General features: G+C 67.3%; 23 protein-coding genes. 15 read left to right on the top strand and 8 right to left on the bottom strand.

Features of this window, described 5'->3' with window-relative positions:
- Positions 1-54: 54 nt before the first annotated feature.
- The 3 genes from MTR65_RS13785 to MTR65_RS13775 all read right to left on the bottom strand — a co-directional run bounded on the left by MTR65_RS13785 (position 55) and on the right by MTR65_RS13775 (position 2,297).
- The gene (locus MTR65_RS13785) at positions 55-351 is read right to left on the bottom strand and encodes a hypothetical protein (RefSeq protein ID WP_243801163.1); all 297 of its coding nucleotides are present in this window, start codon (positions 349-351) and stop codon (positions 55-57) included.
- A gap of 261 nt (positions 352-612) precedes the next feature.
- Complete coding sequence (arsH, locus tag MTR65_RS13780; protein WP_243801161.1) at positions 613-1,356, bottom strand: arsenical resistance protein ArsH; 744 nt, start codon at positions 1,354-1,356, stop codon at positions 613-615.
- Between the two features lie 287 nt (positions 1,357-1,643).
- The gene (locus MTR65_RS13775) at positions 1,644-2,297 is read right to left on the bottom strand and encodes an N-acetylmuramidase domain-containing protein (RefSeq protein WP_243801159.1); all 654 of its coding nucleotides are present in this window, start codon (positions 2,295-2,297) and stop codon (positions 1,644-1,646) included.
- A gap of 263 nt (positions 2,298-2,560) precedes the next feature.
- Here MTR65_RS13775 and MTR65_RS13770 point away from each other — a divergent pair, with 263 nt between their 5' ends.
- Positions 2,561-2,962 carry a hypothetical protein gene (locus tag MTR65_RS13770; protein WP_243801157.1) on the top strand — a complete coding sequence of 134 codons (402 nt, stop codon included), beginning with the start codon at positions 2,561-2,563 and terminating at the stop codon, positions 2,960-2,962.
- A gap of 596 nt (positions 2,963-3,558) precedes the next feature.
- Complete coding sequence (locus MTR65_RS13765) at positions 3,559-3,942, top strand: UrcA family protein (protein WP_243801156.1); 384 nt, start codon at positions 3,559-3,561, stop codon at positions 3,940-3,942.
- Positions 3,943-4,208: 266 nt separating this feature from the next.
- On the opposite strand, the gene MTR65_RS13760 is transcribed toward MTR65_RS13765, so the two are convergent.
- Positions 4,209-5,582: a class II 3-deoxy-7-phosphoheptulonate synthase gene (locus MTR65_RS13760; protein ID WP_243801152.1), complete on the bottom strand. Its 1,374-nt coding sequence runs from the start codon at positions 5,580-5,582 to the stop codon at positions 4,209-4,211.
- A 202-nt stretch (positions 5,583-5,784) separates the two neighbouring features.
- Positions 5,785-8,760, bottom strand: coding sequence for a M16 family metallopeptidase (locus MTR65_RS13755; RefSeq protein WP_243801150.1), 2,976 nt, complete (start codon positions 8,758-8,760; stop codon positions 5,785-5,787).
- Between the two features lie 214 nt (positions 8,761-8,974).
- Here MTR65_RS13755 and MTR65_RS13750 point away from each other — a divergent pair, with 214 nt between their 5' ends.
- The 6 genes from MTR65_RS13750 to MTR65_RS13725 all read left to right on the top strand — a co-directional run bounded on the left by MTR65_RS13750 (position 8,975) and on the right by MTR65_RS13725 (position 12,871).
- The gene (locus MTR65_RS13750) at positions 8,975-9,553 is read left to right on the top strand and encodes a NifU family protein (protein ID WP_243801148.1); all 579 of its coding nucleotides are present in this window, start codon (positions 8,975-8,977) and stop codon (positions 9,551-9,553) included.
- A 52-nt stretch (positions 9,554-9,605) separates the two neighbouring features.
- Positions 9,606-10,271, top strand: a complete 666-nt coding sequence (gene tsaB, locus MTR65_RS13745) for a tRNA (adenosine(37)-N6)-threonylcarbamoyltransferase complex dimerization subunit type 1 TsaB (protein ID WP_243801146.1) — start codon at positions 9,606-9,608, stop codon at positions 10,269-10,271.
- A gap of 44 nt (positions 10,272-10,315) precedes the next feature.
- Positions 10,316-10,771, top strand: a complete 456-nt coding sequence (locus MTR65_RS13740; RefSeq protein ID WP_243801141.1) for a GNAT family N-acetyltransferase — start codon at positions 10,316-10,318, stop codon at positions 10,769-10,771.
- Positions 10,772-10,942: 171 nt separating this feature from the next.
- Positions 10,943-11,389, top strand: a complete 447-nt coding sequence (locus MTR65_RS13735; protein WP_226638409.1) for a Ros/MucR family transcriptional regulator — start codon at positions 10,943-10,945, stop codon at positions 11,387-11,389.
- 189 nt (positions 11,390-11,578) lie between these two features.
- Positions 11,579-12,004 carry a Fur family transcriptional regulator gene (locus tag MTR65_RS13730; RefSeq protein WP_148625438.1) on the top strand — a complete coding sequence of 142 codons (426 nt, stop codon included), beginning with the start codon at positions 11,579-11,581 and terminating at the stop codon, positions 12,002-12,004.
- Between the two features lie 75 nt (positions 12,005-12,079).
- Positions 12,080-12,871, top strand: a complete 792-nt coding sequence (locus tag MTR65_RS13725) for a lysophospholipid acyltransferase family protein (RefSeq protein ID WP_243801139.1) — start codon at positions 12,080-12,082, stop codon at positions 12,869-12,871.
- A gap of 290 nt (positions 12,872-13,161) precedes the next feature.
- Here MTR65_RS13725 and MTR65_RS13720 read toward each other — a convergent pair whose 3' ends face one another.
- Positions 13,162-13,821: a hypothetical protein gene (locus MTR65_RS13720; protein WP_243801268.1), complete on the bottom strand. Its 660-nt coding sequence runs from the start codon at positions 13,819-13,821 to the stop codon at positions 13,162-13,164.
- Positions 13,822-13,889: 68 nt separating this feature from the next.
- Here MTR65_RS13720 and ispH point away from each other — a divergent pair, with 68 nt between their 5' ends.
- The 4 genes from ispH (at position 13,890) to MTR65_RS13700 (ending at position 17,817) form a co-directional block, all read left to right on the top strand.
- A complete protein-coding gene (ispH, locus tag MTR65_RS13715; RefSeq protein WP_243801137.1) occupies positions 13,890-14,888 on the top strand; it encodes a 4-hydroxy-3-methylbut-2-enyl diphosphate reductase in 999 nt (332 codons plus the stop codon).
- Positions 14,889-14,939: 51 nt separating this feature from the next.
- Positions 14,940-15,926, top strand: a complete 987-nt coding sequence (gene thrB, locus MTR65_RS13710; RefSeq protein WP_243801134.1) for a homoserine kinase — start codon at positions 14,940-14,942, stop codon at positions 15,924-15,926.
- Positions 15,927-15,930: 4 nt separating this feature from the next.
- The gene (gene rnhA, locus MTR65_RS13705; RefSeq protein WP_243801132.1) at positions 15,931-16,365 is read left to right on the top strand and encodes a ribonuclease HI; all 435 of its coding nucleotides are present in this window, start codon (positions 15,931-15,933) and stop codon (positions 16,363-16,365) included.
- A gap of 333 nt (positions 16,366-16,698) precedes the next feature.
- Positions 16,699-17,817 (top strand): FUSC family protein, encoded by a 1,119-nt coding sequence (locus tag MTR65_RS13700; protein ID WP_226638414.1) that lies wholly within the window; start codon positions 16,699-16,701, stop codon positions 17,815-17,817.
- Between the two features lie 4 nt (positions 17,818-17,821).
- On the opposite strand, the gene MTR65_RS13695 is transcribed toward MTR65_RS13700, so the two are convergent.
- Positions 17,822-18,913 (bottom strand): NAD(P)/FAD-dependent oxidoreductase, encoded by a 1,092-nt coding sequence (locus tag MTR65_RS13695; protein ID WP_243801127.1) that lies wholly within the window; start codon positions 18,911-18,913, stop codon positions 17,822-17,824.
- Between the two features lie 5 nt (positions 18,914-18,918).
- Positions 18,919-19,890, bottom strand: a complete 972-nt coding sequence (locus MTR65_RS13690; protein ID WP_327194341.1) for an alpha/beta hydrolase — start codon at positions 19,888-19,890, stop codon at positions 18,919-18,921.
- A gap of 117 nt (positions 19,891-20,007) precedes the next feature.
- On the opposite strand from MTR65_RS13690, the gene MTR65_RS13685 reads away from it, so the two are divergent.
- From MTR65_RS13685 to MTR65_RS13675, 3 genes are all read left to right on the top strand, one after another.
- Complete coding sequence (locus MTR65_RS13685) at positions 20,008-20,688, top strand: A24 family peptidase (RefSeq protein ID WP_243801124.1); 681 nt, start codon at positions 20,008-20,010, stop codon at positions 20,686-20,688.
- Positions 20,689-20,767: 79 nt separating this feature from the next.
- On the top strand, positions 20,768-21,781 hold the full coding sequence (gene cpaB / locus MTR65_RS13680; RefSeq protein ID WP_243801122.1) for a Flp pilus assembly protein CpaB: 1,014 nt from the start codon (positions 20,768-20,770) through the stop codon (positions 21,779-21,781).
- Positions 21,782-21,861: 80 nt separating this feature from the next.
- Positions 21,862-23,340, top strand: a 1,479-nt coding sequence (locus tag MTR65_RS13675; RefSeq protein ID WP_243801264.1) for a type II and III secretion system protein family protein, incomplete at its 3' end; no start/stop codon positions are given.

Raw genomic sequence — 23,340 nt, 5'->3', positions numbered from 1 at the left:
GGTTCCCCCGCGTGCGCAGCATCGGGCCTGGAACGTGCCCGAAAACCCGGCGGTTCAGGTGCCGCGGCGCACGCCCATGGCCTCGGCCTGAAGACCGCGGCGCCACTGCTGGTGGTTGGCATAGGCCTGCCACTGGACCTTCGTCCCGCAGGTCAGCCCCGGCCGGGTCGAGAGCACCTCGCGCGCGATGGTGCGGCAGGTGAGCTGGTCCTCTTCGGAGGCCGACGCGTTGTAGCGGGCGACCTCGCGCAGCATTTTCGCGTTGGGGCCTTCGGTCTCGCTCGCCTGCGCCGGAGCGCAAAGCCCGGCCACGCCGGCCATGGCAAGGGTCAGAACAGAAATACGCAGCATCGCATGTCTCCTTCGGATCGAGGCCCACCCCGAATACTGAGCAAGGTTACCTTGAGCCAGAAAGGACAGCAAGATGAAATTGTCCACCCGTCCAACGGCTAACCGCGAAGAAGGAAGTCCTTTTTCAAGGGGCCATCGCCCCTTGACCCCATAACGGGCGACCTCACCTTTCTCGCGCCACGGTGCGCGCGGGACGTGAGGTTGACGGTATGGGGAGCCCGAGGGCGATGGCCCTCGGACTGAATTTCTTTATTCCCTGCCTCAGGCCAACCCGGCCTTCTCGACATGCGTTTCGACCGGTTGATCCTTGTCCTTGCGCTCCGAGTAGCGGTCGACAAGCTGGTCGGCGTGAGGGCGCAGGAGGACGGTGAAGCGCACCAGTTCCTCCATGACATCGACGATGCGGTCGTAGTAGCTCGACGGGGTCATCCGGCCCGCCTCGTCGAACTCCTCGTAGGCCTTGGCGACCGAGGACTGGTTGGGGATGGTGAACATCCGCATCCAGCGCCCCAGCACGCGCAAGGTGTTGATCGAGTTGAACGATTGCGAGCCTGCGCTGACCTGCATGACGGCCAGCGCGCGCCCTTGCGTGGGGCGCAGGCCCTTCAGCGCCAGCGGCAGATGGTCGATCTGGGTCTTCATGATACCGGTGATCTGGCCGTGGCGCTCCGGGCTGCACCAGACCTGCGCCTCGGACCACAGCGCATGTTCGCGCAGTTCGTGGACGGCCGGGTGATCATCGCCCGGCACCTGGTCGGGGAGCGGCAGGTCGCGCGGGTCGAAGATGCGCGTCTCGCAGCCGAAGTATTGCAGGAGGCGCGCCGCCTCCTCGACCGCAAGGCGCGAGTAGGAGCGTTCGCGCAGCGACCCGTAGAGGAGCAGGATACGCGGGGGCGGGTCCAGCTCGCCCAGCCCCAGCGCGGGGCGCGCGTGCGCGTATTCGGGGCGCAGCGCGGGCAGGCTGTCAGGCTCGGGAAGATCGCGCAGATAACGGTATTCGGACATGAAGGGGAACAGCTCCAACGGTGGGACTGGCCGCATCGCAGGGAGCCTGCGGCGGCAACCCATCGGGAATACCCGATGCGATGCGCTTGCGTCAAACGGCCCGACAGTAAGCCTTTGAAGATCGCCGAAGCAGGCAAGAAGAGGATTTCCGAGGGCCATTGCCCTCGGGCTCCCCGAACTGTCTGGCTCACCTCCCGCGCGCGACGTGGTTCGAGAAAGGTGAGGCAAGCCAGTTCCGGGGTCCAAGGGGCGATGGCCCCTTGAAAAGACTCATTCCTTACGCGCCCTCACCGCATCGCGGCGGCGAGCTTGGTGTGGTAGCCCAGCCGGGCGTAGGCGCCGCCGTTGTAGGCGCGCGCGAAGGCGCGGCAGTCCTCCGGGTCGGTGGAGAGCGCGGCCATTTCGTCGTTCAGCTCGTTGTATTCGACGTAATGGGCCAGCAGTTCGTAGTGCTTGAGCTCGGAGGCGACCGTGCTGAAGGCAAAGGCGAAGGGGCTGGCAAAGCCGAACTCGTCCCACCACTGCCCCAGCACCTGGAACTTGCCCCAGGAGCAGGCCATGAACGCGGCATCGACATCACCGGTCACGATCGCGCCCGCCAGCTTGTCCCAGCTGCTTTCGCTGTAGCCACCGTAGCGCGGGTTGCTGAAGGCCGCGACCGACCAGCGCCCGCCGGTGTACTTGTGGAACTTGTGCCGCTCGTAGAGGATCTTGGGGCGCCCCTGCCGATCGAACCCGCCGCCCGAGGATTCCACCTGCGCCACCGCGCGCAGCTGTTTCACGCTGACGTGGAGGCGCTCGGCCAGTTCGGCCTCTTCCGCATCGGTGATGGCAGGGGCCTCGGTATTGGTGAAGGCGTTCAGCAGCGCCGCGCGCGACTTGGGGCCCCAGATCCCGTCGGGCTTCGCGCCCACGGCCGATTGCAGCTCGACGATGTTCATGACGATGTCTCCCGACGGCTCGACAGGCCCTGAAAATGCGACTTCCGGCGAAGTTGTGTCAAAGAATTTAAGATGACAAAGGCCGTAACGGCGGGACGTGATCTTGAGATTTAAGGACATTTTACGGTCGCGGCACGCACTACGGCCACCCGTTCCGGAGCTGCGCTGGATGGCGGCTCGCTTCGTCGCAAGACCTTTGCAATCGTGTGCTCGTCGCGCCTAGCAAGGCTCCACGGGACATACAGGGACTTGAGGGACATACGATGAGGGGTATCACACGCGCCGCCGCGCTCACCGCGCTGGCCATCGCCGTCACCACAACGCCAGCGCTCGCCGACGATCCGCGCGATCCCGGGATGCGCTCACGCGCCGCGCGCGAGGCCGACGCCGCCGAGATCCGCCGCCTCAACCGCGAACAGGCCGCCTACGTCGCGCGCCGCGATGCCCGCTACGCACAAGGCTGGGACGCCTGGGCTGCCGCCGAGGCCGACCGCCGCGACTACGAGGATTACAGCGCCCGCGCCTACGACGCGGATAGGCGCGCCTACGAGGACGACCGCCGCAGCTACGCCCGCGCCCGCCAGGACTACGAGGCCGACCGCGCCGCCTGGGAACGCGACGTGCGCGCCTGCCGCCAAGGCTACTACAGCCGCTGCGGGGGCTGATCCGGCCGCGACAGGAATAGGACGAACACATGAATCCGAGGGCCATCGCCCTCGGGCTCCCCATACCGTCCACCTCCCCTTGCGCGCGCGACGTGGTTCGAGAAAGGTGAGGTCGCCCGTTTCGGGGTCCAAGGGGCGATGGCCCCTTGAATAGAGTCTTTCGCTCGCCTGTTCTCTGCGTAAAACCACGTAAAAACAGAGATACAGGCCGCGTTTCGTCGCGTCCTGAGGGCAGTCCGCACCAGCGTCCCAATGAAACACTTTGTTTCACAGTGAGAGAGGCGTATAATCCAAAATTACCGCAGGGAGAGGTCGCCGCAATCATAAGTTGCGATAAACCGGACGAACTTCCCGATGCTCTGGCATCCCGTCAGGCATCCCGATCGCCGACTCAGCGCCTGATTGACAATCAGGCACGCACCGAAACGCAACACCCTTCGTGAGAGCTTGCTGCCCAGTGACGCAGCCCGTCCCCCACGCCTAAAATTCGAACGCGAAACGGGCCGATTGCCCGGTGCGGACACCGTGTCCGCACATGCCTCTACCTGCGTCCAGCGCGGCTCCCCATGGGCTGCGCACCGTAGAGGAGAAGTACCATGAACAGGCTTACCATCGCCGCCTGCACGCTCGGCTGCGTGCTGCTGGGAAGCGCCGCCTCGGCGTCCAACGAAGTGGTCGTGCAAAAGCACGTCTGGGACGACCGACCGACCATTGCCGTGCGCTACAGCGACCTTGATCTCGACAGCGCCAGCGGGCGCGACGCGCTCGACCTGCGCCTCGTGCGCGCGGTGAAGAGCGTGTGCGGCGCGCCGGACCTGCGCGAACTGCAGGACATGGCGCAGATGCGCGACTGCCGCGTGACCTCGCTTGCCCGCGCCCACGCGGACCGCGACGCTCTGATGGACATGCGCATGGCCGCACGCGGCAACCCCGAGCGCCTCGCCGCGCTCGATACGGCCACGCTGCGCGTGGGGCAGTAGAAAAGAGAGGATTCAAGGGGCCATCGCCCCTTGGACCCCAAAATGGGCAACGTCGCCTTCCGCTCGCCCCGTGGCGCGTGAAAGGTGAGGTCGCCCGGTTTGGGGAGCCCGAGGGCGATGGCCCTCGGACAATACTTTTACTGCACGTGCAGGATCGCGGGCCCTGGAACAGGTACTTCCCCGCCCCGATCCGGCACACACGAAGGGCAGGAACCGCACATCGGCGGTCCCTGCCCTTTGGTGTACTCAGCGGACGGACGTGCGGATCAGGCTGCGGCCTGATGCTGCGCGTTGGCTTCGAGGTTGAGCAGGTCTGCCATCTCGAAGGCCAGTTCGATCGACTGCGCGCCGTTGAGGCGGGGGTCGCAGTGCGTGTGGTAGCGATCGCCCAGCCGCTCGTCGGTGATGGCGATGGCGCCGCCCGTACACTCGGTCACGTCCTGGCCGGTCATCTCGACGTGGATGCCGCCCGCGTGCGTGCCTTCGGCCCGGTGGACCGCGAAGAAGCCGCGCACTTCGGAGAGGATGCGGTCGTAGGGACGCGTCTTCAGCCCCGAATCGGTCTTGATGACGTTGCCGTGCATGGGATCGCACGACCACACCACCGGGTGCCCTTCGGCCTTCACCGCGCGCACCAGCCTGGGGAGGCCCGCCTCGACCTTCTCGTGGCCGAAACGGCTGATGAGGGTCATGCGGCCCGGCTCGCGGTTGGGGTTGAGCGTGTCGAGCATCTTGAGGAGCGCGTCGGGCTCCAGGCTCGGACCGCACTTCATGCCGATGGGGTTCTCGACACCGCGCAGGAACTCGACGTGGGCCGAGCCCTCGAAGCGGGTGCGGTCGCCGATCCACAGCATGTGCGCGGAGCAATCGTACCAGCCGCCGGTCAGCGAATCGCGGCGGGTCAGCGCCTGCTCGTAGGGGAGCAGCAGCGCTTCGTGGCTGGTGTAGAACTGGGTGCCCTGCAGCTGCGGGACGGTCGTGGGATCGACACCGCAGGCCGACATGAAGTCGAGCGCCTCGCCGATGCGGTCGGCCATCTCGGCAAACTTCTCACCCCAGGGGCTGCGGTCGATGTGCTCCATCGTCCACTTGTGGACCTGGCTGAGGTTGGCATAGCCGCCGGTCGCGAAGGCGCGCAGCAGGTTCAGCGTCGCGGCCGACTGGCCATAGGCCTGGACCATGCGTTCGGGATCGTTGCGGCGCGCATCGGCGTTGCCCTCGATCCCGTTAATGATGTCGCCGAAGTAGCTGGGCATCTCGACGCCGCCCACCATCTCGGTCGGCGAGGAGCGCGGCTTGGCGAACTGCCCGGCCATGCGCCCGACCTTCACTACCGGCTGCTTGCTGGCGAACGTCAGCACGACGGCCATCTGCAGCAGGACACGGAAGGTGTCGCGGATGTTGTCGGGGTGGAACTCGGCAAAGCTCTCCGCGCAGTCCCCGCCCTGGAGCAGGAAACCGCGGCCCTCGGCCACTTCGGCGAGGTCCTTCTTCAGTTCGCGCGCTTCGCCCGCAAAGACCAGCGGCGGAAACTTTGCCAGGGTCGCCTCGACCTCGTTCAGCTTGGTCTCGTCGCCATATACCGGAAGGTGGCGCGCTTCCTGCGCCTTCCAGCCATCCGGGGTCCAATTGCTCGCCACGTCGTTCACTCCTGAAATGCGGCCCTCTCCCGGGCCGTTGCTGCCGGGACGCCACGGGCGCCCGGATACCTTGCACGAAGCCTCGGCAAGGCGGGCCCCATAGCCTCTGCCCGCAATTTTTGCAAAGAAGCTTTGCCCAAAACCGCTAATCGGTTGCGCAGCAGGGTTCTTGAAAAAGCCCTGCCACGACACCGCTGCGCGGTTACTTCGCCGCGACCTTGCCGCCGCTCCCCTCCTCGGGGATGACCTCGAGCCGCCAGGAATTGCCTTCGCCCAGATACTTGGCGGCGAGCGCCTGCATCTCGGCCGGGGTGGTCCGGGTAAAGTCGATCAGCACCGAGCGCACCGAGCCGAAGCGCGCAGGATCGCGGCTCGCGCCCTCCAGCTGGTTCATGAAGAACGAGGTGCTGGACGCCGCGCGCGTCACCTGCTGGCGCAGCGGTTCGGTGACGCGGGCCAGCTCGTCGGCCGTCGGCGGGTTGGCGATGAGGTCCTGCGCGATCTCCTCGGCGGTCTGGTAGAAGACGTCGACCGACTTGGGATCGACCTGCGCCACCGCCGTGATCGCCCCGCCCGCCTGGAGATCGACCGGCCAGGTCGAATAGACATAGGGCGAATAGGCCACGCCCAGCTTCTCGCGCACCGCATCGATCAGGCGGTTGGTGAAGAGCTGGGTGAGGATTTCGAGCTGGCGCGATTCGCGGATTTCCAGCGTGCCCCCGCCGGTCGGCCAGGACAGCACGGCGGCGGCCTGGTCGGGATCGCCATGGTGGTGCAGGACCACCGGCGTGGTGCTGGGCTGGGCTGCCGCGATATCGGGCGTGGTCGCAGTGCTGCGCGCGTCCTCGCGCGGCTTCAGCGCGCCAAAGGTCTTCTCCAGCGCGCCAATCGCGGCCGCCTTGTCGAAGTCCCCGTAGATCTGCACTTCGACCGGCCCTTCGGCGAGCGCCTTGGACCACACCCGCTGGAAGCCCTCGGGCGTTGCCTTGTCGATCTCGGCGGGCGTGGGCGTGGCAAAGCGCGCGTCCTTGCCGTGCTGGTAATAGGCCAGGTCGCGGCTGAGGATACCCTGCGGCGAGGTGGCGAAAGTATCGTACTGGATCTTGGCCGCGGCCTTGGCGCGGCGCAGCGGGTTCTCGTCCCAGCGCGGCAGGTCGAGCTTGGCCGCGAAGAGGTAGAGCTGGTCCTCCAGGTCCTGCGGGCGGGTCTCGGCCTTGAGCTGGAAGGCCGCGTCATCGACGGTGAACTCGAAGCCCATCTTGCGGCCCGTCGAGATCACGTCGAGATCATCGAGCCCCAGCGTCGCCAGGCCCGATCCCACCAGCGCGTATTCGCCCAGCGTCAGGTAGGGCGCGTCCTCGGGCGCGATCGAGCGCGTGCCACCCCCGAAGCGCACCTTGGCAACCACGCGGCCCGGCTCCTCGGCGACCGGCCAGAGCAGCGCCTTGACGCCATTGGCAAAGGTCAGTTCCTCGATGTCGAGAAGGCCGGTGGGCTGGTCGGCGATGGGGGCCGCCGGTGTGCCGATGGCGGGCAGCGTGTCGAAGGAGACCGGCTCGGCGTTGGTGACCCGGCGCGCGGTGGCGTCGGGCTCGACCGGCGCGATGAGCGCTTCGCGAAGGGCGCTGGCAGTGACCTTGCCCTCTTCCTGCGTGGTGAAGAGCGCGCGCGTCACGGTCCCCGCGAACAGGCCGCGGGTGTGGTCGAGCACCGCTTGCGGCGTGAAAAGATGGCGCGATTCGCGGAAGATGCGCAGCACGTCCTTGGGCGAGGCGACCGTCTCGCGGATGTCGAGCGCGTTGACGAGATCATCGGCCAGCTGGGAGCCGGGCAGGATGCGCTCCTGCTCGACCGGGACCTGGAAGGCGACGTCGAGCTCGGCCACCTCGCGGTCGATCTCCTCCTGCGTGGGCGCGCGGGTCATGGCATCGGCAATCACGCCGCGCACGTCCTCCAGCGCCTCCTTCCAGTCATCGCCCAGCGGCGTGACCGACATGAAGGTGACGTCCGCGCTGCGCGAGATCTTGTCGGTGTTGACCGAGGCCGAGAGGAAGCTGCCCCCGGCGCGCGCGCGGGTTTCGAGGCGCCGGTTGATGATCGCCTGGGCAATCGCGTCGGTCATCAGCCCCTGGTTGTAGGGGATATTGTCGACGACCTGGTTCCAGGGCCGCAGCGTTGCGACAAGCAGCGAGGGCGGCAAATCGGGCTCGACCAGCACGCGGGTCTCGCCCACGGGCGCGAGTTCGCGGTTGTTGCCGGCAAAACCCTTGGGCGCGGCGGGTTCGCCAAAGCTGGGAGCCTTGGCCTTCGCGCCCTTGGCCTGCCAGTCGTCGAACCACTTGCGCACATAGCTTTCCAGCATGGCCGGGTCGGCATCGCCCGCGACGATCACGGTGACGTTGTCGGGCCGGTACCAGCGCTTGTAGAACGCGCGCACGCTCTCCTGGGTGGCCGCGTTGAGCGATTCCAGCGTACCGATGGGCTGGCGTTCGGCGAGCGGCTGGCCCTGATAGAGCGTCTCCTGCATCGCGTTCTGGACGCGCAGCGCCGCGCCGCCGCGCTCGCGCATCTCGGCGAGCACGATCGGGCGATCCTGCTTCAGATTGTCGGCCGAAAGCGTGGGCGCGGTGACCATGCCCGACATCAGTTTGAAGGTCTCGTCGAGCGAGGTGGGCGTCGCGTTGGGCAGGTCGAGCTTGAACACGGTCTGCGTCGCGGAGGTCACCGCGTTGGTGTCGGTCCCGAAGGTCGCGCCCAGCCGCTGGAAGGCGGCAATCGCCTGGCCTGAAGGGATGTACTTCGACTGGCGGAACAGCATGTGTTCCAGGAGATGCGCATAGCCGCGCTCGGCGTCGGTCTCATAGAGCGAACCGGCATCCACGCGCACCCGGATCGAGACCTGGCCCGGCGGCACACCGTTCTTGCGCACCGCATAGCGCAGGCCATTGTCCATCTCGCCGAAGTGCCAGGCCTTGTCGTGCGGGATGTTGCTGCCGCGGTAGAGCCAGGGGTCCTCCTCGTTCGTCTGCAGGACCGGCGCGGGCGGGGCTTCGGGGACCGCGCCCTCGGCGGGAGCGGGAGCCGCGGGAGCCTCCTGCGCGGATGCGGACGAGACAGGGGCCTGGAGCAGGAAGGCAAGACAGGCGAGCGAGCTGACGGCGCGCGAAATAGTGGTCATTGCCAAGGCTATAGGATGCGGGCGGATTAAGGGCCAGTGAATAGAGCGCCGCGCCCACCTGCTTCGCTCATGCACAAATATCACCTTTAACCTTTATAACCCGCAACTTGGTTGAGATCGGCCGCAATCTGCGCCGCAGTCAGCCCCGGACAAAACGTCCCGCAGCCGCCGCATGACTTGATTAAAAGCCCCAAAAGCCTAAATCGCGGGCATCATGTTTATTGAAACCGAAACGACTCCCAACCCCGCCACGCTCAAGTTCCTGCCTGGTCGGGAAGTCATGGCCGAAGGCACGCGCGAGTTTACCTCGCCCGAGGACGCGGCCGCCTCGCCGCTCGCCGAAGCGCTGTTTGACCTCGGCGATGTCACCGGCGTCTTCTTCGGCCACGGCTTCATTTCGGTCACCGCGGCGCCGGGCGTCGAGTGGCCCGGCCTCAAGCCGCAGGTGGTCTCGATCCTGCTCGACCACTTCGTCTCCGAGGCGCCCCTGTTCCGCCAGAGCGGCAACGGCATCGCCGTCCCGCCCGAGAGCGAGGATGCGGACCTGGGCGATGATCCGGCCGATGCCGACATCATCGACCAGATCAAGGACCTGATCGAGACCCGCGTGCGCCCGGCCGTCGCCAACGATGGCGGCGACATCGTCTACCGGGGTTTCCGCGAAGGCGTGGTCTACCTCTCGATGCAGGGCGCCTGCTCGGGCTGCCCGTCCTCGAGCGCGACGCTCAAGCACGGCATCGAAAGCCTGCTCAAGCACTACGTGCCCGAAGTGAGCGAGGTGCGCGCGGCCTGATCGGCCGCCCCTTCCCACCTTTCCCCGACAACAACAAAGTCAGCCCGCCCGCGTGTCGCCCTCGCCCTCCCCGTCGCCTGCCGCCAACCCGGCGCGCACCCTCGTCATCGACAGCGCCACGGCGGCCTGTTCGGTCGCGCTGCTGGAGGGCAGTAATCTGATCGGGGGGACGTTCCGCGTCCTTGGGCGCGGCCACGCCGAGGCGCTGGTGCCGATGATCGCGGCCCTGCCCGAACGCGGGAAGGCCGACCGCATCGCGGTTGCGCTGGGCCCGGGCAGCTTTACAGGCGTGCGCGTGGGGCTTGCCGCCGCGCGCGCCTTGGCGCTGGCCTGGGGGGCCGAGATCGTGGGCTATCCCACCCTCGCCCTGGTCGCGGCCATGGCGCGCGAGGCCTTCGGTGAAGGCCCGGTGGACGTCGCCATGACCGGCGGACACGGCGAATGGTTCGTCGAGAGCTTCGATGCCGCGGGCGCCAGCACGGCGCCGCTCGCCTCGCTCAAACCCGATGCGGCCGCCCAGGCCCTCACCGCCCAGCGCATTACCGGCAACGAGGCCGAAGCCCTCGTCACAGCGCGCGGCCACGGCACGGCGCAGCCCCTGCTCCCCGATGCGCGCGCCTTCGCGGCCCTTCCCACCGCCCACCTCACGCCCGACATCAGCCCACTTTACGGCCGTGCGCCCGATGCACGCTTGCCCGGCGGCAAGATGCCCGGCTAGTCTGCGCACTCTTGAACACAAGTAGTCCCCGGCAGCAGGATCCCATGACCGAAGACCTCGACAAGTTGATGGAAGTCATGACCGCGGCCTTCGACCCTTTATACGGGGAAGCCTGGACCCGGCGCCAAGTCGAAGACGCGTTACTTTTTGGACATACGTACTACAGCCTTGTCGACGCCCACGGGAATGCCCCTAGTGCAGAGACCCCTGCGGCTGGGTTCACGCTCTCACGCCATGGCTTCGCTGAAGAAGAACTTCTCCTCCTGGCCGTAATTCCGCAGGAACGCAAAAAAGGCCTCGGCAAGATCCTCCTCGAATTACTTAGCGATTCCGCTAAACATCGTGGTGCGCAACGGCTGTTGCTGGAAATGCGAAAGGGAAACCCTGCCGAATCTCTTTACAGCGCATTCGGCTTCTACCAGATCGGCGAACGGCCCGACTACTACCGCCTACTGTCGGGAGAGCGCGTCAACGCGATTACATTCGCGCGCGACCTCTGATTTTAAATTGGCCGGATTCAAGGTTTCCATCCATTTTGGCAGCAGGAAGACCAAAACAACTTACGATACTACTTGAAACATTGGCTCGTTTGATCCATTGCATCTCTCGGCAAGTCACAGATGTGTCGGCCAACGAATGAATGCCTCAAGGTCGCTATAGAGGAAAATATAATGGAAACTGTTCAGCCCGACATGAGCGAAACGCTCATCACCCTCACTTCCGACATTGTTGCCGCCCACGTCAGCAACAACAGCGTAACGGTCGATGATCTCCCCTCGCTGATCAACAATGTTTACGGCGCACTTGCCGGTCTTGGCGGCACCGCTGCCGTGGAAGAAGAAAAGCCCGAGCCCGCCGTTTCGGTTCGCGCCTCGATCAAGCCCGACTACATCGTCTGCCTTGAAGACGGCAAGAAGCTGAAGATGCTCAAGCGCCACCTCATGACGCACTACAACATGACCCCGGAAGAGTATCGCGCGCGCTGGAACCTGCCCGCCGACTACCCGATGGTCGCCCCCAACTACGCCGAAAAGCGTCGCGAACTCGCGAAGAAGATCGGCCTGGGCCGCAAGCCCAACGCCCGCCGTGGCCGCAAGCCCAAGGCGGTAGCTGCCTGATAGGCGCCAGCAACGGAAAAGAGGGTACGTCTGGACCTTGCTCCCCCCCACCTCGCCCGGCCCGACCTTACCGGGCGAGAACAGTGCAAACGTTCGCCATACCCCTTTCCCCTTTCCCGATTCTTTTGGTATCGGGACGACACCGGCCCCCTGTGGCCGGTGTTTCCTTTTGAATAAGACAGGTCAGACGTGAGCCAGCCCATCGACATTGAAGCCCTTTGCGCCGAGCGTGGCCTGCGGATTACCGAACAGCGGCGCGTGATCGCCAAGGTACTGTCCGAAAGCACCGACCACCCCGACGTCGAGAAGCTGCACGAACGCGCCACCGCGATCGATCCGGGCATCTCGATCGCCACGGTCTACCGCACCGTGCGCCTGTTCGAGGAAGCGGGCATTCTCGACCGCCACGACTTTGGTGATGGACGCGCCCGCTACGAGGCTGCCCCCGAAGCCCATCACGACCACATGATCGACGTTGAAACCGGCGCCGTGGTCGAATTCGTCGACCCCGAACTCGAAGCCCTCCAGAAGCAGATTGCCGAGAAGCTGGGCTTCCGCCTCGTCGATCACCGCATGGAACTGTTCGGCGTCAAGCTCGACCGTGACGAGGGCTGATACCCCAGCCTTTGCTCCCTTTTCCCGCGCGCGCCGGCCCACCCGGCCAGCCGCGCGGCCCGGGCCGCTGAGCCCGTGACCTCGCCCTCACACGACACCGAGCCGGGCGCTCGCTGGCCCCGTCCGCCCGTGCTGGGCTGGCCGCTGATCGCCCTGCGTATCGGGGCGCTTCTTGTCAGCCTGATCGTCGCGGTGGCCGCCTATTACGTCTTCGCGCTGTTCACGCGCCACAATCCCGCACCGCCCCTCTTCCTGCGCACGCTGGGCGCCATCGCGGGGCTGCGCCTGCGCGTGAAGGGGACCTTGCCGGGTCGGGGCGAGACCGCGATCTTCCTCTCCAACCATATGTCATGGCTGGATATTCCCGCCCTTGCCGGCACGACGGGCTGCGCCTTCGTGGCCCACGACGGCCTCTCCGTCTTCGCCCCCTTACGGCGCCTGTGCGAGATGAACGACACCGTCTTCATCGCCCGCCACGACCGCCGCTCGGTCGCGCAGCAGGCCCAGCAGGTGCGCACCGCCCTTGCCGAGACCGGCAGCCTCACCCTCTTCCCCGAAGGCACGACGAGCGACGGGCGCGGCCTGCTCCCGTTCAAGTCCTCGCTGCTCTCCCCGCTCGAAAGCGACCTGGCCCACGTCGCGATCCACCCGGTCTGGCTCGACTACGGTCCGCAGCCCGAAAAGGTCGCCTGGGTGGGAGACGAACCGGGCCTTGGCAACGCGCTGCGCATCCTCGCGCGCGCGCGCCCGATCCCGGTGACCATCCACGTCCTCCCCGCCCTGACGCGCGAGGAACGCACCAGCCGCAAGACCATCGCCCAGGCCGCGCGGTCGCGCATTGCGGCGGTGCGTGGGAAAGAGGATTGAAGAACAGGGAATTTCCGAGGGCCATCGCCCTCGGGCTCCCCGAACTGTCGAGCGCAGGTGTGCCGGGTGTCGTGGCTCGAGGGGGATAGGGGAATGCGGATTGAGGGGCTTTGCCCCTCTATTTTCTGGCCCCAACCTCACGCTTCGCGCACTCCAGCCAAGGCACAAGCTGTCCAGGACGGTGCCGGGGTCAAGGGGTAATAACCCCTTGAATCATTACCTTCTTCTTCCACGAAAAAGGGCGCCGCAGACCAAAGTCCGCCGCGCCCTTTTTCAAGAACCGACTGCGCTCAGCGCGTCGCGTTGTACGCGATCTGCTCATCGTTGAGCTGGAAGCCGACGAGCACCTCGAAGGTCGCGCGGGTCACGGCGGCGCGCACGGTCGGATCGGCGAGCGGATCGAGCGCGGCGTCCTGGTCGCCCGGGCGGCGCTTGGCGGTGATGCGGTCACGCACTTCGGGGGGCAGCGTGGCCGCGCCGCGGTCGATGAAGGCCGAGCCGTTCGCGGTGGCCTCGGCGCGCGCTTCGCCGTCGGCGAACTGGAGCGTCACCTGACCGATTCGCTTGCTCACCACCGAGTTGCCGCCCTGCAGCACGCTCACGAAGTAGGGGAGCGTCACGCTACGTGCGCCGTTCGTGTCGCTGCGCTGGGCGCGCACGAGGAAGTTGACCTGGCTGGTCACCTTGTCGGTGCCTTCGCCGCACTGCGCGCGCACCTGCGTCATTGTCGCGGTGACGTCGATGTTGTCGGCGGTCTTGGCGCCTCCAGGCCCGAAAAGCGTGATGTCGCCGGTGTAATCGGGGATCCCGACGGCCGGGCAGGCGCTGCGCACAGCGGTGATCCCGACGCCCGAGTTCAGAACGATCTCACCTTCCGACTTGCAGGCGCTGAGGGCCGTCGCGGCCGCGGCGGAGAACAGGACTGTGGCGGTCAGGCGGCGTGCATTCATCATGACATCCCTTGAGTGGCGTGCGCTTGCCCTAGCGATGCAAGCGGCAAAGCGCTAGAGGGCGCAGTATGAACGCGCCCTTTCCATCCCCGGCCGAGTCCGCGCCCGCCTCTAGCGACGCTGCGTCGACCAAGGCCCCGCTCCGTCTCTTCATTGCCGCCCCGCGCGGCTTCTGCGCCGGTGTCGACCGTGCCATCGAGATCGTCGAGCGGGCGATCGAGAAATACGGCCCGCCCGTCTACGTGCGCCACGAGATCGTCCACAACCGCTTCGTGGTCGATGGCCTGAAGGCCAAGGGCGCGATCTTCGTGGAGGAACTCGACGAGGTGCCCGACGGGGTTCCGGTGATCTTTTCGGCGCACGGCGTGCCCAAATCGGTGCCGGCCGCGGCCACCGAGCGCGGCCTCGACTGGCTCGATGCGACCTGCCCGCTGGTTTCCAAGGTCCACCGCCAGGCCGAGCGCCAGATCGCGGACGGGCGCCACATCCTGTTCATCGGCCACGCCGGCCACCCCGAGGTGATCGGCACCTTCGGCCAGGTCCCCGAGGGCGGCATGACGCTCGTCGAGACGGTCGAGGACGTCGCCGCACTGGAGTTTCCGGCCGACGCGGAGCTGGCCTACCTCTCGCAGACCACCCTCTCGGTGGACGATACGGCCGCGATCATCGCCGCGATCCAGGCGCGCTACCCCAGGGTGGCCGCGCCCAAGGCCGAGGACATCTGCTATGCGACCTCGAACCGGCAGGCCGCGGTCAAGCGCGTCGCGCCCGACTGCCAGCTGATGTTCGTGATCGGCGCGCCCAACAGTTCGAACTCGCTGCGCCTGGCCGAAGTCGCCCAGCGGTCGGGTGCCTGCGCGCAGCTCATCCAGCGCGCCAGCGACATCGACCCGGCCTGGCTGGAGGGGGTCGATACGGTGGGCCTGACCGCCGGGGCCTCGGCGCCCGAATCGCTGGTCAACGAAGTCATCGCGCGCCTCAAGGAACTGCGCGAAGTCAGCCAGCAGGAATTCGTCACCGCCACCGAAACGATCAGCTTCAAGCTGCCCAAGCAGCTGACCGCCTGAGCCGCGCGCCCAGCCAAGCCCAGCAAAGCCAACGAGCATAAAGACAAAGACATGGCCGTTTACACACGAATCGGCGCGGAAGACATGGCCGCGATCGTCGACGCCTTCGACGTGGGCACCCTGCTTTCCGCCAAGGGCATCGCCGAGGGCGTCTCGAACAGCAACTGGCTGCTGGAGGCCCAGCGCGGCGAGGAAGAACCGCGCCGCTTCATCCTCACGATGTACGAGGAGCGCACCGACGTCGAGGACCTGCCGTTCTTCCTCGACCTCCTCGACCACCTCGCCGCCAACGACTGCCCGGTGCCGCGCACGATCCATGACCGCGAGGGCGCCAGCCACCGCTTCCACGAAGGCAAGGCGCTTGCCCTGATCGAGTTCCTGCCCGGCGTCTCGGTCACCGAGCCCACCGCAGGCCAGGCCCGTTCGGTGGGCGCCGCGCTCGCCAAGGTCCACCTCGCCGCCGCCAGCTTCCCGGCCCGGCGCACCAACACCATGGGCCTTGCCCGGTGGAACCAGCTTCTGACCGACTGCGGCGAGGAAGGCCTCAACCTCATCCACCCCGAGCTGGCCCGCATCGTCAAGCGCGAGCTGACCAGCCTGACCCTGGGCTGGCCGCTCGGCCTGCCCGAGGGCGTGGTCCACGCCGACCTCTTCCCGGACAACGTGCTGATGCTGGGCGAAGAAGTCACCGGCCTCATCGACTTCTACTTCGCCTGCACCGACATCCTGGCCTACGACGTCGCGGTGACCCACGCGGCCTGGTGCTTCAGCGACGACGGCACGCGCTTCGACCCCGAGATCTCGCGCGCGCTTCTGGAAGGCTACGAAAGCGTACGCCCGCTCTCGAACGAGGAGCGCGCGGCGCTCCCGCTGCTCGCCCGCGCCGCCTCGATGCGCTTCCTGTCCACGCGCGCCTACGACTGGATGAACACGCCCGAGGACGCGCTCGTCACCCCCAAGGACCCGCTCGCCTTCGCGCGGCGGCTCGACTTCTACGCCAGCGCGGAAAACCGCGACCTCTTCGCGAAGGAGGCCTGAGGCGATGAAGCAAATCGAGATCTTCACCGACGGCGCCTGCAAGGGCAATCCGGGCCCCGGAGGCTGGGGCGCGCTCCTGCGCATGGGCGAGCACGAGAAGGAGATGTCGGGCTCGGAAGCCGAGACGACCAACAACCGCATGGAGATGACCGCGGTCATCAAGGCGCTCGAAGTGCTCAACCAGCCCTGCGAGATCGTCCTGTGCACCGACAGCAAGTACGTCATCGACGGGATCACCAAGTGGGTTCATGGCTGGCAGAAGAAGGGCTGGGTCAACGCCGCCAAGAAGCCGGTCGCCAACGACGACCTGTGGCGTGAGATGCTGGCCGCGACCAAGCCGCACAAGATCACCTGGCAGTGGGTGCGCGGGCACAACGGCCATGCGGAAAACGAACGCGTCGACCAGCTCGCCAGCGACGCGGCCAAGTCGGTGGCCTGAGCGCTCCGGGACAGGCGCCCGCGCGCGGCGCCACGGCAGGCGATTGCGCGCGCTGAAATTTGATTGCGAAAAACGCAACAAAACACAGAGTCGGCCCTCGCGATCCCCGGATTCGCGGGGGTCTTGCGTTTCCGGCCCCACCTTCGGGCCCTGTTGCCCGCGCGTAACGAAATTTCTTTGGTCCCTACCCAAGACGTGAGGCCCGCACTCCGCCTCCGATATGCCGCAAGTGCGAAGGTTTTCGCTGCATTTGCGAAATTGCAAGTCACTCGTGCGCTATATGCAACTGCACCCACCTTCTAAGGCCGCCCCGATCGGCCCATAATCAGGGGCATGGTGAAGCTGATCACATCGCATGTGCAGAACGAACTGCGCGAACTGACCCGTCCGGGCCCCCGCATGGCCGACGAGATCGCCTGCGTGCTCTCGGTCATGCTGGCCATCGTGCTGGCCCAGCTTGCCGATGCGCGCATGGTCAACTGGGCGGCAGTCTCCGCACTGGTACTCCTGAAGAGCGACACCCTGGAAACGCTGCTGCGCGGCGCGATGCGCATGGTCGGCACGCTGGCGGGCGGCGCGCTCGCGCTGATGCTGGCGCCGCTGGCCCTGCACTCGCTCGTCGTCGCGGTGCTGAGCGCAGGCCTCGTGGGCGGTATGGGCCTTTACGGCATGCTGACGGGCCGCCGCGCCTACGCCTGGTTCCTGTTCGGCCTGACCTTCGAGATCGTCCTTCTCGACAAGCTCGCCAACCCCGACCTTGCCACCTTCGAGCTGGCCTTCACCCGCGTCATCGAAGTGGGCGCGGGCACGCTGGCCTGCGTCGTGGTGAGCCTGGGCGCCGCGCTCATCTCGGGCAAGGACTGGCTCGCCAACCGCAAGGCGCGCCCGGAACGCATGCGCTGGAACGCGACCGCCGCGCGCCACGCCGCGCAAACCGGCATCGCGCTCGCCGCGCTGCCTCTCCTCTACCACTTCGTGAAGGTGCCCGAACTGACCCAGGCCGCGATCACCATCATGGCGGTGATGATCGTGCCGGTCGCCGGGCTTGGCCAGAGCGGGCTCGTCCCCGTCAGCCGCCGCCTGCTGCACCGCGCCATCGGCTGCGTCGCGGCGGGCCTCCTCGCCATCGGCCTCCTGGTCCTTGCGCATGGCAATGTCGCGGTGATCATCGCGGGCACGTGCTTTGGCCTGTTCCTGGGCCGTCACCTCGAAACGGGCGGCAAGGCGACGCAGTACGTGGGCCTGCAATTCTCGATTGCGCTCCTCACCGCGCTCGTCCCCGACAGCTACAGCCAGATCGAGGCCGGGGTCGCGATGGAGCGCCTGCTGGGCATTGCCGTCGGCATGGCCATGCTCGAACCCGCGCTGCTGTCCTGGCACTTCATCGCCAAGCGCCTGCACAGCGCGTCGGCCGAAAAGGCCAAGGCCACGACGCCCGCCGCCGCGGCCTGACCTCTCAGGTAAAACGCAAAGGGCTGTAGGGCGCCGGATCGACCGCGCCCGCAGCCTCGCCCAGCAGCAGACGCGCGGCGAGATCCGCGCCTGCAGGGGCGGTCTGGATGCCAAAGCCGCCCTGACCTGCGCACCAGAAGAAGCCCTCCACCTCCGCATCGAAGCCGTAAACCGGCAGCCGGTCGGGCGCGAAGGAGCGCAGGCCCGCCCAGCGGTGCTCGACGCGCGCGATACGCCAGTCCACCACCTTCTCGAAGCGGTCGATGGCAAGCGCGATGTCGAGCTCTTCGGGCGCGGCATCGCACGGGGCGCTCGGCGTCTCGTCATGCGGGCTCAGCCACAGGCGCCCGTTCTCGGGCTTGAAGTAGAAGCCGCCGGCAATGTCGAGGACCAGCGGCAGGTCCTCGGGCACCGGCGCATCCAGCACGAGCTGGGCAATGGTGCGGCGAAGCGGGGTAATGCCGAGCGTTCGCGCCCCGGCCATCTGCGCCACACTGTCCGCCCAGGCGCCCGCCGCGTTGACGAGAATGCCCGCCTCCAGCGCGCTGCCGTCGGCCAGATCCAGAACCCAGAGGCCCTGCTCCCGGCGCGCGCCACGAAGGCCCGCCCGGCAGCGGATCGGCGTGCCCGCCTGGCGCGCGGCGGCCAGATAATGCTGGTGGAGGCGCGCGACGTCGATGTCGCAGGTCGTGGGCTCGAGCGCGCCGTGCGTCCACGCGGACCTGAGGCCCGGAATGCGGCGCGCGATCTCGTCACGGCCAAGCTCCTCGACCTCGACATTCATGGCGCGGAAGGTCTGCGCGAAGGCCGCGACCTCCTCCGCCTGATCGGCGCGGCCGATGGTGAGGCCATGGCGCGGGGTCAGCACGCCCAGGTCATGGAGCGCCGGGCCCGATGCGGCGGTCAGCGGCTGTACGCCCGGCCCGCCATAGCTCTCGACCCAGAATGCAGCCGAGCGGCCGGTGGCATGGTAGCCGGGCGCATCCTCGCCCTCGACGAGGCAGACCTTGGCGCCCCCCCGGGCGGCAAGCGCGGCGGCCAGCGAGGCGCCGGCCATCCCCGCGCCGATGACGGCAATATCGAAACTCTGGGACATAGGGCTCAGCCCCTAGCCGGTGCGACCCGGTCCAGGAAAGCCTCGATTTCGGCAAGTGCATGTGCGCGCACCGGATCGGCCTCGCGCAGGATCTCGTGGGCGCAGCCCTCATCATAGGCGACGAGTTCACCGGCAGGCAGGCGCCCGGCTGCGCTGCGAATGGCGGGCCAGGAGACCAGGCCGTCGCGGCGCGTGGCGAGGATCTGCACGGGCACGCGCACCTTTTCGAGCACGCCGCGCCGCTCCAACGCGCGGATCGAGGCGATGGCCGCGCGAATCCAGCCCCAGCTCGCCGGGCCCATGACGAGGCCGGGGCGTTCCTGGTACCACCACTGCTCGTCGGCGTAGCGCGCGGCGTCGTGGGTGAGGAGGTGCTGGCGCGCGCGCTTGACCAGTTCGGGGCGCTCGCTCCCGCTCCAGGCCCGCGCGGTCTCGCCGCGTAGCTTGCAGATCGCCTGCGCGACGGGAGCCAGCAGGGCATTGGGCGCCCAGGTAGGATGGAGCCCCAGCATCGGCGCGGAAAGGACCACGGCGGCGGGCGCAATGCGCTTTTCCGCGACCGCGCGCAGCACCAGATTGCCCCCCATCGAGTGGCCGATGGCGACATGGGGACCGGGCTGCGACGCGACGAACTCCGTCCAGATCCCCGCGTAGTCAGCCAGCCAGGTCGCAAAGTCATCGATATGGCCGGTCGTCGCATCGCTGCCGAGGCGTCCGCTGAGGCCCTGCCCGCGCCAGTCCGCCGAGGTTACCGACCAGCCCGAATCGGCCCAATCGTTGAGCGATTCGAGCCACTTCTCGTAGCAGTCGCCCCGTCCGGGCATGAACAGGATCGCGCCGCGCCGCCGCCAGGACGTGCCCCGCGCCGGGATCTGGAGAACGCGGATTTCCCAGCCATCCGCGGCCGTCCAGCGCGATTCGCGGGCATCGGCCGGGACTGCGCGCCGAACCCGTGCGGCTGCGTCCGTCGCGTCAATCGAGTGGCTAATGGGGGACCTCGGGCAGGTAATTACGTTTTGGTAAGTGATGACCGCTAGACGAGGCCCTCCACAAGGGGGACTTCGATGCCAGGCGGCTTATTTTCGTACGCTTTGATGGCGGCCTTGGCAACTGCCCTGCTGGTCGCCGCGGTCACCGACATCAAACGCCGCGAGATAGATAACACACTTAACCTGGCCATCGCGCTGGCCGCCCCGCTGTGGTGGCTGGCGACGGGCCTGGGCTGGTGGGACGTGGGCTTTCAGCTGGCGCTCGCGCTCGTCACCTTCGTGGTGACCTGCGCCCTGTTCGTCGTGCGCCAGATGGGCGGCGGCGATGTCAAACTTTTAACCGCGCTCGCGCTCTGGTTCGCGCCCGCCCCCTTCCTGCAACTGGTCGTGCTGATGGCCTTGCTGGGCGGCGCGGGCTCGGTCGCGATGGCGGCCTGGAACCTCGACCGGCGGCCCGGCGAATCCGTGCGCAGCGCGCTGGCGCTGGGCGCCTCGGCGCTGTGGGTGGGCGGCGCGCTGGCGGTTCTGACCGCGCTGGCCACCGGACGCCCGCTTCTTTCAACCGCCGCTCTGCAATCGATTCGCGCCACCCTTCCCGCCGGATGGATCGTGGCGCTCATCGCCCTCCTCGTTCTGGCCGGATTCGCGCTCGGCTTCGTGCACCTCGTGCGGCGCCAGAAATCGCGGATGCGCGTGCCCTACGGGGTCGCCATCGCGCTTGCGGGAGTCTGGGTGCTCGCCCAGCAGGCCCTGACGAGTGCGGCGGCGTCATCCACCGTAAACTAATCTCGATTGACCCGATTTTAACCAATTGTCCCGACAAGGTAACTCACCAAGATCGGATTTTCAGGGGGCTTGAACAGCCATGGATAGAAAGAAGCTGCTGCTGCTGGTCGTTGCGCTTTTCGTCGCAGCCGGCACCGCATTTGCAGCGCGCTCGATGTTTGCCGGAGCCTCGGCTCCCCAGGCAGAGGCCGTGGCGGTCAAGCCCGCAGGGCCCAAGGTCCTTGTTGCCCAGCGGGCACTTCCGGTGGGGACCATCCTCACCGCCGATTCGATGTCCTTCCAGGACTGGCCCGAAGAGCTCGTGAAGGACGTCTACTTCCTCGACGGCGAGGCGGACATGTCCAAGCTCCTGGGCACCGTCGTGCGCTACCCGGTCACCGCCGGGCAGCCGGTCACCCAGGGCGCGCTCGTCGCGCCCGGCGACCGCGGCTTCCTTGCTGCAGCGCTCGGCCCGGGCATGCGCGCGGTCACCATCTCGGTCTCGGCCAAGACGGGCGTGGGCGGCTTCATCTTCCCGGGCGACCGGGTCGACATGATGCTCACCCAGCAGGTCAAGGGGGAAGGCGAGCCGCTCAACACCACCGAGACGATCCTGCGCAACCTGCGCGTGCTCGCCACCGACCAGACCACCAACAACGAGGTCGAGGACGGCAAGACCGTGGTCCGCGCCTTCCGCACGGTCACGCTCGAGGTCACCCCGCGCATCGCCGAGAAGATCTCGGTGGCCGAGGAAATCGGCGCGCTCAGCCTCTCGCTGCGCTCGATCGCGGACAACCAGGGCGAATTCGAACGCATCCTTGCCAGCGGCGAAGTCGACGTGCCCGAGGGCGCTACCAAGGAGCAGGAGGAATCCCTCATGCGCCAGGCCATGACCCGCCCGATCGAGGGCAACACCACCTACGTCACCGGCGGCGACGTCTCGCGCTTCCAACGTTCGAGCCGTCCGGCACCTTCGGGCTCTGGCTCGGGTCCGATGACCTCCGCGCCGCAGATGGCGGGCGGTTCGCGTGCGGCCGCGCCGCAGGGCTATTCCGGCCCTGTGGTGCGCGTCACCCGCGGCAAGGTCACCACCGCCGAACCGGCCGGGAAGTAAGCACCATGACCGCACGCACATTCCGCAAGTCCGCGCGTCCCGCCGACGCCGGCCACCCGGCAACCGCAAAGGGCCCAGCCATGAAGCGCCGCCTCTTCCCCTCCCTGCTCCGCGCCACCTGCCTGGTGGCCCCGCTGGCCGCCCTCGGCGCGTTCGCGCCGGCCGCCCCGGCCGCGGCCCAGTCGATCTCGACGCCGGCCCAGGACATCGCCCTCTCGATCGGCAACGGCCAGCTCGTCACCGTGCCGGGCACGATGGCCGACGTCTTCGTCGCCAACGAGGCGATCGCCGACGTCCAGGTCAAGTCGACCAACCAGCTCTACGTCTTTGGCAAGGGCGGCGGCACGACCACGGTCTACGCCAGCAACCGTGCAGGCCAGGTGATCTGGTCGGCCAACGTGCGCGTCGGCTCGAACTTCGACAGCGTCGATTCGATGCTGCGCCTGGCCATGCCCGAGGCGAAGATCACGGTCTCCTCGATGGGCACCAACACCTTCCTCCTCACCGGCACGATCAAGTCGCCCGAGGACGCCGCCGAGGCCGAGCGCCTGGTCCAGGCCTACGTCGGCGACACCGCCAACGTCATCAGCCGCCTGCGCACGGCAACGCCCTTGCAGGTCAACCTGCAGGTGCGCATCGCCGAAGTCAGCCGCTCGCTGGTCAAGACCATCGGCACGCGCCTGACGACGATGGATTCGACCGGCGGCTTCAAGTTCGGCATCGGCCAGAACGCTCCGATCGACAACAGCGGCGTCTTCGCGCCCGGCCGCACCCTCGGGGTCGGCAACATCCCCACGGTTCCGGCCATCGATCCCAATTCGGGTGATATCATCGAAGTCCCGGGCACCTCGGTAAACGAGCTGGGCACCGGCACGACGCTGGGCATGGCCGGACGCCTGTTCGGGCTCGACATCCTGGGCGCGCTCGACGCAGGTGAGACCGTGGGTCTCGTCACCAGCCTTGCGCAGCCCAACCTGACCGCGCTTTCGGGCGAGACCGCCGAGTTCCTTGCAGGCGGCGAATTCCCGATCCCGATCAGCCAAGGCCTGGGCGCCACCTCGATCGAGTACAAGAACTACGGCGTCAGCCTCAGCTACACGCCCACCGTGCTCGCCAACGGACGCATCTCGCTGCGCGTGCGCCCCGAGGTCTCGGACCTTTCGAGCCAGGGTTCAGTGACGCTCAACGGCTTCGAGGTTCCCTCGCTGACCACGCGGCGCACTGAGACCACGGTCGAACTGGGCTCGGGCCAGAGCTTCATGATCGCAGGCCTGCTCAGCAACAACACCTCGAACACGATCACCAAGATGCCCGGTGCAGGCGATATCCCGATCCTGGGCTCGCTGTTCCGCTCGACCGGCTACAACCGGGGCGAGACCGAACTGGTCATCGTGATCACGCCGTATCTGGTAAAGCCGGTCGATCCCTCGCAGATCGTCCTGCCGACCGATGGCTACAGCGCGCCCAACGAACTGCAGCGCCTGCTCGGCAACCAGCAGAGCGACGGTTCGGGCCCCACCCAGCGCCCGGGGCCCTCGCGCGGGGCCGCGCCTGCGCCT

Source organism: Novosphingobium mangrovi (assembly GCF_022818885.1).
GTDB classification, from domain to species: Bacteria; Pseudomonadota; Alphaproteobacteria; order Sphingomonadales; family Sphingomonadaceae; genus Novosphingobium; species Novosphingobium mangrovi.
The sequence above is the reverse complement of the archived record's forward strand: the minus strand, read 5'-3'. Positions and strand labels throughout refer to the sequence as shown.

What these genes read in the sequence shown, in the direction of transcription:
- MTR65_RS13785 (WP_243801163.1), bottom strand. Translation starts at nt 351, where the DNA reads ATGCTGCGTATTTCTGTTCTGACCCTTGCCATGGCCGGCGTGGCCGGG.
- arsH (WP_243801161.1), bottom strand. Translation starts at nt 1,356, where the DNA reads ATGTCCGAATACCGTTATCTGCGCGATCTTCCCGAGCCTGACAGCCTG.
- MTR65_RS13775 (WP_243801159.1), bottom strand. Translation starts at nt 2,297, where the DNA reads ATGAACATCGTCGAGCTGCAATCGGCCGTGGGCGCGAAGCCCGACGGG.
- MTR65_RS13770 (WP_243801157.1), top strand. Translation starts at nt 2,561, where the DNA reads ATGAGGGGTATCACACGCGCCGCCGCGCTCACCGCGCTGGCCATCGCC.
- MTR65_RS13765 (WP_243801156.1), top strand. Translation starts at nt 3,559, where the DNA reads ATGAACAGGCTTACCATCGCCGCCTGCACGCTCGGCTGCGTGCTGCTG.
- MTR65_RS13755 (WP_243801150.1), bottom strand. Translation starts at nt 8,760, where the DNA reads ATGACCACTATTTCGCGCGCCGTCAGCTCGCTCGCCTGTCTTGCCTTC.
- MTR65_RS13750 (WP_243801148.1), top strand. Translation starts at nt 8,975, where the DNA reads ATGTTTATTGAAACCGAAACGACTCCCAACCCCGCCACGCTCAAGTTC.
- MTR65_RS13740 (WP_243801141.1), top strand. Translation starts at nt 10,316, where the DNA reads ATGACCGAAGACCTCGACAAGTTGATGGAAGTCATGACCGCGGCCTTC.
- MTR65_RS13735 (WP_226638409.1), top strand. Translation starts at nt 10,943, where the DNA reads ATGGAAACTGTTCAGCCCGACATGAGCGAAACGCTCATCACCCTCACT.
- MTR65_RS13720 (WP_243801268.1), bottom strand. Translation starts at nt 13,821, where the DNA reads ATGAATGCACGCCGCCTGACCGCCACAGTCCTGTTCTCCGCCGCGGCC.
- ispH (WP_243801137.1), top strand. Translation starts at nt 13,890, where the DNA reads ATGAACGCGCCCTTTCCATCCCCGGCCGAGTCCGCGCCCGCCTCTAGC.
- thrB (WP_243801134.1), top strand. Translation starts at nt 14,940, where the DNA reads ATGGCCGTTTACACACGAATCGGCGCGGAAGACATGGCCGCGATCGTC.
- rnhA (WP_243801132.1), top strand. Translation starts at nt 15,931, where the DNA reads ATGAAGCAAATCGAGATCTTCACCGACGGCGCCTGCAAGGGCAATCCG.
- MTR65_RS13700 (WP_226638414.1), top strand. Translation starts at nt 16,699, where the DNA reads ATGGTGAAGCTGATCACATCGCATGTGCAGAACGAACTGCGCGAACTG.
- MTR65_RS13695 (WP_243801127.1), bottom strand. Translation starts at nt 18,913, where the DNA reads ATGTCCCAGAGTTTCGATATTGCCGTCATCGGCGCGGGGATGGCCGGC.
- MTR65_RS13685 (WP_243801124.1), top strand. Translation starts at nt 20,008, where the DNA reads ATGGCGGCCTTGGCAACTGCCCTGCTGGTCGCCGCGGTCACCGACATC.
- cpaB (WP_243801122.1), top strand. Translation starts at nt 20,768, where the DNA reads ATGGATAGAAAGAAGCTGCTGCTGCTGGTCGTTGCGCTTTTCGTCGCA.